This window comes from Streptomyces sp. NPDC051364 (assembly GCF_040682115.1).
In the GTDB taxonomy this organism is placed as follows: domain Bacteria; phylum Actinomycetota; class Actinomycetes; order Streptomycetales; family Streptomycetaceae; genus Streptomyces.
Genome location: NZ_JBFBAH010000035.1, coordinates 63391 through 72595 on the forward strand (window position 1 = coordinate 63391; position 9205 = coordinate 72595).

The window sequence follows — 9205 nt, forward strand, 5'->3', positions numbered from 1 at the left end:
GGCGTAGCGGAAGACCGGGCGATGGTCCGTCCGTACCGCAGCGGCGGATACGGGAACGGAGGGCGCCCACGAGCGTGAGCGCGGCTGCCGTTGCGATCGTCACCATGTTGATCTTCGCCATGCCCGCGACCCTAGCCTTCGCCGGTATCCCGGCGACCGGCGCATGTCTGCATGTCCCGAGGAGGGGCGCTGCGCACGGAATCGGTTCCTCTCCCCTTGAGCCCCGCTCCCGCACCACCCGGAGCAGCTTCGCGAACCGGTTCATCCGCAATCCGGTGAACGTGTCCCCCCGCCACGCTTGGGCCGCAGCCTGCCGTGCTCCCGGCCGGTCTGATGTGCCGGTTCTCCTGCCACGGAGCCCATGGCTCGGGCATCGTCGGAGCGAGGAGATTCTCGCGTAGTGGAGGGGGAATGGAGTGGTGCAGTAGCGAGTGGCGGACGGTAGGTCGCTGTGGGACCGCATCGACCGGCCCGGACGACGCCCGGTGGGTGATACGACAAGTCCTCTCACGCGTTCTGGTGTGATTGCACCCCTTCCCCAGGCCGCCAACCTCGTTGAGGATCATGACGCATCCGGAAGTATTTCGTCCGCTTCTTCGTCTCAGCAGCCCAATGAGGATTCATGTTCGCTCCGTTCGACGCCCCTGCCACTTTCGTCGGGGGGACGTCCAGCGCAGGTGCGCACCTCGGCGCACCCCGAGGGCGAGGCCCCTGGAGAGAGGTGCTCCCCTGCAATGCCCGACGAAGGTCATCACGTGCAGCGGATGGGGGAGCGCTGGCCCCTTGAGGTTCCGGATCAGTCGTCCGAGCACACCTGTGCGCCCGTCTCCGGAGGGCCCGGCGCCCGCCCCGGCCGTACGGGCCGTGCAGCCCGAGACCGCCGACGCACCCCTGTCGGATCACGAGACAGCCCTCATCAGGGCTTCCGCATCGGTGGTCGCCCCCCTCGCGGAGGACATGACGGTCTACTTCTACGCGATCCTGTTCGCCCGCTACCCTGAGGTCCGTCCGATGTTCCCGCCAGGGATGGACGCCCAGCGCGGTCGCCTCCTTCGCGCGCTGTTGCGCATCGTGGACCTGGTCGACGACCCGGAGAGCCTGGTCCGCTTCTGCGGACACCTCGGCCGCGATCATCGCAAGTTCGGCACACTTGCCGCGCATTTCCCGGCCGTCGGCGAGTGCCTCCTCGCCGCTCTGGCCCGCTACGCTGGCCACGCGTGGACCGTGGACATTGCCGCCGCCTGGGCGAAGGCGTACGGCGTCATCGCCCAAGTCATGATCAGGGCGGCCGAGCAGGACGAGGCGGTACGGCCTGCCGTGTGGCCGGCCACCGTGGTGCACCGGGTCTCGCGCGGACACGGCATCGCCGAAATCACCGTACGCCCCCACGAACCGTACGAATACACCGCCGGACAGTACGCGAGCCTCGAGACCCCTTGGTGGCCGAAGCTGTGGCGCTACTACTCCGTCGCCAACGCGCCTCGTGAGGACGGCACCCTCACCTTTCACGTGCGAGCCGTACCCGGCGGCTCGGTCAGCGACGCACTGGTGCACCAGGCCGCGGTGGGACACGTACTGCGGCTGGGGCCACCGATGGGAGACATGGTCCTGGACGCGACCGTCCACGAGGACCTGCTCTGCGTGGCCGGCGGCACCGGTCTCGCCCCGATCCGCGCGCTCATCGAGGAGGTAGCGCGCCGAGGGGAACGCCATCGAGTGGAGCTGTTCCTCGGCGCCCGCACCGGTGCCGAGCTGTACGGAGTCGACGACATGCTCAGGATGGCTCAGCGGCACCACTGGCTCACCATCCGAGGTGCGGTCTCCCACGAGTACATCCCCGGAATCCGGGGGTCCCTGCCGGACGTACTCTCCGAGTACGGGCCGTGGTACCACCACGACGTCTTTCTCAGCGGCCCCGCTGCGATGGTCATCTCCGCCAGCGAGACCCTGACCCTGGCCGGCACGATGCCCGACCGCATCCACCACGACCCCTTCGAGACTCCCGTCCTCTCCGCACCCTGAGCCGCGTCCCTCTGTCCGCCCTGCCAGGAGAATCTCGTGACCTCGCTTCCGCAGCCTTTCGGTTCAGCAGGTGAACACCAGTTGCAGCAGCAGTTGGGTACCGCCGACCGTGCCGCCCGCTTCTACGACCGACAGGTCCGGCCCCACCTCACACCCGAGATGCGAGATTTCATCGGCCGCCAGGCCATGGTCTTCCTGGCCACCGCCGACTCCCATGGGGAATGCGACGCCAGCTTTCGGGCAGGGCCACCGGGATTTGTGTACGTGATCGACGACCACACGCTCGCCTACCCCGAGTTCCGAGGGAACGGCGTGCTCGCCAGCACCGGGAACATGACCGAGAATCCTCACCTCGGCATGCTCTTCGTGGACTTCACCCATCACCACGTGGGGCTTCACGTCAACGGAGTGGCCCGCCTCTACCGCGATGCGGACCTACGTCCCGCCCACCCCGCCCTGCCCACCGATGCGGCGCCCGGGCGCAGTCCGCAGATGTGGGTCCATCTCACCGTCGAGGAGGCTTACATCCACTGCTCCAAGTACATACCCCACCTCGAACCCGCCCCCCGCCCTGCGAGTAACGAAACAGCCCGCCCCAGGGACTCGGACTACTTCACCAGCGACGGTGAGGGGCCTGCCTCAGACGCGCGGCCGACCAGCCGACCCGAGCGATTCCCGCCCCGCCCCCCGGCCGGGGTACGGGCAGGTCAGGGCCGACTCGCGGGCAAGGTGTCCTTGGCTACCAGCGTGTCCCCGGACCAGCAGAGCCGATAGGGGGCGACCTGCCCCAACAGGCCGCGGCCGGAGCGGTAGAAATGGCAGGCGGTGCCGGGAGGCCGGGGCTCGGGCCCCATCAGAGGTCCCGAGTCCGGGTGTGCCCGGTAGCCGCCGGGCGGGCCTCGTCCTGGACGGGCGAGCTCCCGCCTTGGGACCCCGGAACGGGCGTGCTGAGCTTCGAGGGGTTTCAGCGCCGTCGGCGAGGCTGAGCTTGCTTCCGCCTTGCGTCGCAGCGGTCCGCAAGCGCCTCCCCCCGGCAGTGCGGCCGACTGGGCGGTGAGGCCCTGCTCCAGGCTGCTCAGTTCGAGGCGCGGAGGGACGCGAAGAAGGTGCGGACGTCGGTGACGAACGCCTTCGGCTGCTCCACTGTGAGGAAGTTGCCACCGTGCTCCAGCTCGCTCCAGTGGGTGACGTTGTGGTCTCGCTCGGCGAAGCGGCGGATGGCGACGTCGGTGTCCAGGACGACTGCCACGCCGGTCGGAACGATGCCGCGCGCCTTCGGGGCCCAGGTGCTCGGGTCGTGGCCCGCTTCGTAGTAGAGGTTCGCCGAGGAGCCGGCCGTCCCGCTGAACCAGTAGACGCTGATGTTGGTCAGCAGGCGGTCGCGGCCCACGGCGTCCTCGGGGGCTCAGCGGCGGGGCCGTCCACTCCTTGAACTTCTCGGCGATCCAGGCCAGCTGGCCGACCGGCGAGTCGTGCAGCCCGTAGGCGACGGTCTGAGGGCGGGTGGACTGGGTGGCGTGGAAGCCCATCTTGATCTGCTGGAAGTCCTCCAGCCGGGCCAGTCGCTCCTGCTCGGGCCCGGTCGGACCGTCGGATTCGGCTGGGTCCCCGGAGGAAAAGGTGACCAGACCGTTGACGTGGACACCGACGATCCGGTCAGGCGCCTGGCGCCCCCATCTCAGTGGCGATCCATGCCCCGTCACGCGTCCCCTGGACCCCGTACGCGTCGCAGCCGAGTCGGCCCATCAGCTCGACGAAGGCACCCGCGATGCGGCCGGTATTCCAGCCGGCCTCGCCGAGCGGACCGGAGAATCCGGTGCCGGGCGTGGAGGTCACGATGACGTGGAAGTCCTGCGCCAGCGGTCGGATGACCTCGATGAACTGCACGAACGAGCAGGCCAGTCATGCAGCAGAAGCAGCGGGACGGCGGCCGGATTATTTATCCGAACGGACGTGCAGGAAGTGGATGTTCTGGCCGTCGATCTCGGTCGTGAACTGTGCGCCGCGCACAGCACCCTCTACGGCAGTACTTTGACCGGCTGCCCCCGTTGGACTCGGCAGCGGATCTGCTGCGCGAGCTGGACCGACGGGGTTGGCGGGTCGTGCTCGTGACCTCCGCGAAGGACGCCGAGCTCGACGCGCTCAGACGGGCCGCCGCCGACGACGCAATCACCGCGACGGCGAGCTCCGACGACGTGAGCGAGGGCAAGCCCGCACCGGATCCGGTGCACCACGCCCTCGGCCTCGCCGACGCACCCGCGCATGGCGCCGTACTCGTCGGCGACGCCGTCTGGGACATGCAGGCAGGTTTCCGGGCCGATGCGCGTGTGCGTGGGCCTGCTCTGCGGTGGCATCCCGCGGCGTGCCTCGAAAAGGCTGGCGCTCGAGCCGTCTACCGGCGCCCCGCCGACCTGCTCGCGCACATCGACAGCAGTCCGTTCGCGGACAGGGACAGACCGCCGAACCACACCGCTTGAGCGATGACCTGCCGGGTAGGCGCAGTGCGTACGAGAATGACCAGTACCACGAGGTGAGCCACATGGAACGATCCAACCAGCCGGAACCCGAGGGCCCTGGGCCCACTCCGGAAGGACCGGATCCGGTCCCCCGCGATCCGCACCCCGCCGGCCCCGGAGACAAGCCGCCCCCGGCCAACCCGCCCCCGGAGCAGCCCTCTACCACCGAGCGGCCGACGGTGCCGGAACCTCCCGACTGAGCCGGTATGAGGTTCTGACCGAGGAACTGAGAGCGGGACGCTCGCTCCGCATCCCGCTGGGCCCGGGCAGGTGCTGCATGCCCTCCGGTGTCCTCTGCAGCCGGTGGTCCAGCCGTCCTGCACGGCAGGTCCGACAGCCGGCCTCGGGGCGTTCCTTCAGCCACGTGCCGAGGTGCTTTAGGGGGGTGGCAGTCTTCGCTGTGGTCAGTTGACGACGGGGCCGGGGTTGGGGTCGGTGTATTCGTACCAGGGGTCCATGTTGGGGCCGGTGTCGTTTCCGCTGCTGCTTCCGTCTGTACCTCCGGCGCCGCCGGTGGGGGGCTGTGTGTCGCCGCCAGCGGCATCGTTGTTGCCGCTGGTGGGCGGCTGGGTGTCGCCTCCGGTGGCGTTGTCCGTGCCGATCTTGCCGAACTTGCCGGGGTCGACCTTGCTCCAGATGTCGATGAGGTTGCTGCCGGTCCAGCTGCCATTGCCACCCTTACCACCCTGACCGCCGTCGGTGGTGACGTTGGTGGTGGCGGCGGCGGCGGCGGCGGCGGCGGTGGTGGTGGTGGCGGTGGCGGCGATGGCGGAGGTGGCGGTGAGGGAGAGGCCTCCGGCTGCGAGGGTGGTGACGATCATGAGGGGGACGAGGCGTCGGGTCCTGGTGATGGCCATGAGAAGGGGTTCCTTACGGGCGGGTCCGGGGGTCGGGGGGTCGGACGAGGCGGGCGGTGGGTCCGCGTTCGTGCCGTCGTCCGTGTCTCCATTACGCCCCGGGTCAGGGGTCGGGGTCCTGGCCCGAAAAGTCGGGACTTGACAACGCCGCCCAGGTGCCGTATTCTATGCCCGGCTCTTTGCGGGCCGGGCTCGGCGGACGACTTGACCAGCGGCCTGTCCACCGACGCGGACCCCGTCTTCCGGTGCAACCGCGATCCGGCCCGCGTGCAACGCGCTGTTGCGCGAGCGCGTTACGCCGTCGTATTGCACCCCTTCCGGGCCCCCTGCTACCCAGGTACCGGAGCGCGGTCTGGTGACTGCTTGTGGCTTCCGTGTGCTGCTGTGTGTCGGCGGGAATGCCAGGTCGGCGAAGCGGTTCACTTCAGTGCGGCCGCCGAGAATCCGCTCATGAGCAACCCCACTCCACGCCCCGCAGTCGCGACCTGGGCCCCGTCCCAGTCCGGACCGTGCGGATCGAACATGTTGTCGGTATGGGGTCGGCGGGAACCCCCTTTGCCAGGAGTGCCGCGCCCGGCTCCTGGAGTCACAGCAGAAGCTGGCCCACCCCGCAGCCTGACGTCGCGGGGCCTTCTGGCCGCATCCGGCGCGCCGGACCGCGCCCGGCCGGTGACGCCGGGGGGCCAGGCCCGGAGCGGCGGTGAAGGAGGCCAACCCCCCGAGTGGTCCTGACTCCTCCTCCCTTCGAGCCGATGCTCGCCCAGGGCGCCGAGTCCGTCCCCGGCTCCGGCGTCCTGGCGGGCGGCCTGGCCCTGGAGCAGAAGTTATGGACAGGGTTGGTAGCTGTTCGTTGTGCGCTGGAGAACTTGGGGCTGCTCGCAGCAGAGTCCGAGATGCGGTCTGGGCTGCTGCTGGACAGGGATGATGCGGCAATTACAGATCTTCGCTTCCGACCTTCAACGTTATGGAACCTGCGCGGGACACTGCGGTCAGGTGTGGTGGCGCGTGCAGGTTCCGTGGTGGTGCGGGGCCGATTGGCGGCCTGTGCGCTCCCGGTCTCAGGGAACGTTGAGGATGATCTTTCCGTGGGCCTGGTGGGAACGGAGCCGTTCGGCGGCCTCGTCGCCGGTGTCGAAGGACAGGGTCGTGTCGATCAGGGGGTGGATGCGGCCGTCGCCGACGGCGGGCAGCAGCCGCTCGTCGGCCGTGGCGATGGCGGTGCCGAGTTCGGCGGGCGTGGTGAAGCCGAAGGAGACCCCGGCGAGGCGGAGGCGGCGGTAGGAGAGGGCGTTGAGGTCGATGGTGCAGGCTGCTTGGTTGAGGCGGCCGATGTTGACCACGGTGCCGCCGGTGCGGGTAACGGGTAGGTAGCCGGCGAAGGCCTGGCCTCCGACGTGGTCCACGGTCACGTCGGCGCCGTCGCCGCCGGTGGTGTCCAGTTCCGTCTGGATCAGGTCCTGTGCGTCGGTCACCACGACGGTGTCGGCGCCGGCCCGTTTCAATAGGTCGCGCTCGTTGGCCGAGCGGGTGCTGGCGATGACCTGTCCGGCGCCGAGCTCCTTCCTGACTGTCGCGCTTCTCCGGGATGGTGTGGCGGATTCCCCACCGTCTCAGGTACTCGCGGTGTGACCAGTTCAGGACGTGCTCGATGGGTGCCGGCTGCCGGTGGGTGAGACGGGTGATCAGGCGTCGGATTCGAGGAGGGCGAGGGGGATGAGCTGGGGGGATCCGTTTCTGCTTTCCCAGTGTCGAATGCTCGGGCCCGCAGAACGGTGAGGCATGCGTGGGCGACCACGGCGAGGGTGATGTGGCGGTGCCAGCCGGGACAGCGGCGGACCTTGTAGTCGTCGAGACCGCATTCCTGCTTCGCGGTCTGGAAGCATCCTCGACCGCCCACCGGCTGCCGAGGACGCGGATCAGCTCGTCGAGTGGTGTCTCGGCGGGGCAGTCCGCGCAGTCCGGGCCTGAACGGCTGACCCGTGCGGAGGTCGGGGACGAACGCATCGAGGACGACGCGGCGAGGTCCTCGACGCTGCTCGGGAGGTGGTGAAGATCGTGATGAACTCGCAGTTGATAAATTGGGGGCCGGGCTCGGCGCTGGCCGGGCGGGGCGGGGCGGGAGATTCGAACAAAATGGCGTGCTCTGTGCGGCAAGTGACAGCTCGAACGCGGCACGTCAGAGTCCCGGCATGAGCGAGACCAACGATCTGACGGCGGCGGAAGCGCGTATATGGCGGGCCTTTCCGCGAGGCGAGTCCGTGGACTTTCGCGCCGCCGAGGACGAGGATCCGGCGCTCGGCAACGCCTGGGGCGCTCAGCGGACCGTGCGGGCGAGTGTGCTGCGGGCACTGCTCATCAAGGCTCCGCAGGAGGAGGGAGAGATCGCCGCGCTCAAGATCACGGGGGCGCGGATCACCGGCGTACTGGACCTGAAACATGCCACGATCGATGCCGCCATCCGGCTGAGCCACTGTCAATTCGACGGCGTTCCCGACCTGTACGGTGCCCAGCTGCGCCAGCTCAATCTGAGCAAGTCGGTTCTGCCGGGCCTGACCGCGGAGACCTTGAGGGTCGAGGGGGTGCTGCGGATGACAGGCTGCCGTATGCGGGGGCCGGTGCGGCTCGGCGGGGCGCAGATCTCCGGGGCGTTGTTCATGGAGGAGGCGGAGTTCATGGCGCCGGACGACTCCGAGCCGGTGCTGCAGCTCAACCAGGCCGTGATCGGTGCCGACCTGTGGGCGCCGGAGATGCGCGCGAACGGACAGGTACGACTCACCGGCGCCTCCATCGCCGGGCGGATCAACGTTCAGGACGCCGAATTCAACCAGCCCGATGGCACCGCACTGGACGCACAGAACCTCAACGTGGGAGCCCATGTGCGGGCGCGGCGCATACGTACGCATGGCGGGGTCGAGCTCCGGGGCTCGCGCATATCAGGCCGTCTCGACCTGCTCCACGCCCACCTGTCGCATCCGGGCGACACGGCACTGCGGGCCAGCAGCTGTGTCATCGGTGAACTCTGGCTTCTCGGCGGCGATCGCATCGAGGGCGCCCTGAATCTGCGGCGTTCTCGAATAGAGATCATGAACCTCGAACCGAAGATGCTGCCGGACCAGGTGTATATCAGCAACCTCACCTACACCGTACTCACCCCACACGAGCCCGCCGAAAGGCGCCTTCCGATGCTGGAGCGGGACGGCGACCGGTATGAGCCGTACGGCTACGAGCAGTTGACAGCGGCCTACCGCCACGTCGGTGACGACGACGCGGCCCGACTCGTCCAACTTGCCAAGCAGCGCCGCCGACGCACCACGCTCACCTGGTACGGACGGCTGTGGGGGTACCTCCAGGACGGCGCCGTCGGCTACGGCTTCCGCCCGTTGCGCGCGGCCGTCTGGTTGCTGGCGCTCATGGCCATCGGGTCGATCGCGTACGGTCTGGACCACCCACGCCCCGTCAAGGCAGGCGAGGCGCCTGCCTTCAACCCTGTTTTCTACACCCTCGACTTGCTCCTGCCGGTCATCAGCTTCGGCCAGGAGTCGGCATTCGCCCCTGTCGGCTGGCACCAGTGGTTGTCGTACACCCTGATCATCACCGGCTGGATTCTGGCGACGACGATCGTCGCGGGCGTGACCCGTACGGTGAGCCGCCAATGACCCGCTCTTGAACCGGCGAGATCTCGCAGAACGCCTCTCACGCCAAAGACCGTTGCAGCACTAGGGCGTGTATCCGGTTGTGATCAATTTGTGCGACTCGCCCGTGCCCTGTGACGCGATCTGGTAGATCGTCACTCATGACGCGGGCGCAACT

At 68.7% G+C, this 9205-nt stretch carries 7 protein-coding genes and 2 pseudogenes; 4 read left to right on the plus strand and 5 right to left on the minus strand.

From position 1 onward, the window contains the following. The first annotated feature begins 816 nt into the window (after positions 1-816). Together AB0M76_RS37580 and AB0M76_RS37585 are read left to right on the plus strand one after the other, a co-directional pair. Entirely contained in the window at positions 817-2022 is a 1206-nt protein-coding gene (locus tag AB0M76_RS37580) for a globin domain-containing protein (protein WP_365957218.1), read from the plus strand. A 36-nt stretch (positions 2023-2058) separates the two neighbouring features. Beyond that, positions 2059-2796 (plus strand): pyridoxamine 5'-phosphate oxidase family protein, encoded by a 738-nt coding sequence (locus AB0M76_RS37585; RefSeq protein WP_365957219.1) that lies wholly within the window; start codon positions 2059-2061, stop codon positions 2794-2796. A 301-nt stretch (positions 2797-3097) separates the two neighbouring features. On the opposite strand, the gene AB0M76_RS37590 is transcribed toward AB0M76_RS37585, so the two are convergent. Further along, positions 3098-3412, minus strand: coding sequence for a hypothetical protein (locus AB0M76_RS37590; RefSeq protein ID WP_365957220.1), 315 nt, complete (start codon positions 3410-3412; stop codon positions 3098-3100). Between the two features lie 266 nt (positions 3413-3678). Next, positions 3679-3909 (minus strand): hypothetical protein, encoded by a 231-nt coding sequence (locus AB0M76_RS37595; protein WP_365957221.1) that lies wholly within the window; start codon positions 3907-3909, stop codon positions 3679-3681. 161 nt (positions 3910-4070) lie between these two features. Here AB0M76_RS37595 and AB0M76_RS37600 point away from each other — a divergent pair, with 161 nt between their 5' ends. Then, complete coding sequence (locus AB0M76_RS37600; protein ID WP_365957222.1) at positions 4071-4499, plus strand: HAD-IA family hydrolase; 429 nt, start codon at positions 4071-4073, stop codon at positions 4497-4499. A 443-nt stretch (positions 4500-4942) separates the two neighbouring features. On the opposite strand, the gene AB0M76_RS37605 is transcribed toward AB0M76_RS37600, so the two are convergent. From AB0M76_RS37605 to AB0M76_RS37615, 3 genes and pseudogenes are all read right to left on the minus strand, one after another. Further along, on the minus strand, positions 4943-5395 hold the full coding sequence (locus AB0M76_RS37605) for a hypothetical protein (RefSeq protein ID WP_365957223.1): 453 nt from the start codon (positions 5393-5395) through the stop codon (positions 4943-4945). Between the two features lie 1058 nt (positions 5396-6453). Further along, positions 6454-6945 (minus strand): annotated as a pseudogene (locus AB0M76_RS37610) (zinc-binding dehydrogenase); the annotation flags it as partial. Then, positions 6894-7342: pseudogene (locus AB0M76_RS37615) on the minus strand (hypothetical protein); the annotation flags it as partial. The pseudogenes AB0M76_RS37610 and AB0M76_RS37615, both read right to left, overlap by 52 nt. Before the next feature lie 242 nt (positions 7343-7584). Here AB0M76_RS37615 and AB0M76_RS37620 point away from each other — a divergent pair. Further along, entirely contained in the window at positions 7585-9051 is a 1467-nt protein-coding gene (locus tag AB0M76_RS37620) for a membrane-associated oxidoreductase (RefSeq protein ID WP_365957224.1), read from the plus strand. Positions 9052-9205: the final 154 nt, after the last annotated feature.

Coding starts and splice junctions, on each gene's coding strand:
- AB0M76_RS37605 (WP_365957223.1), bottom strand. CDS start 5,395: ATGGCCATCACCAGGACCCGACGCCTCGTCCCCCTCATGATCGTCACC.
- AB0M76_RS37620 (WP_365957224.1), top strand. CDS start 7,585: ATGAGCGAGACCAACGATCTGACGGCGGCGGAAGCGCGTATATGGCGG.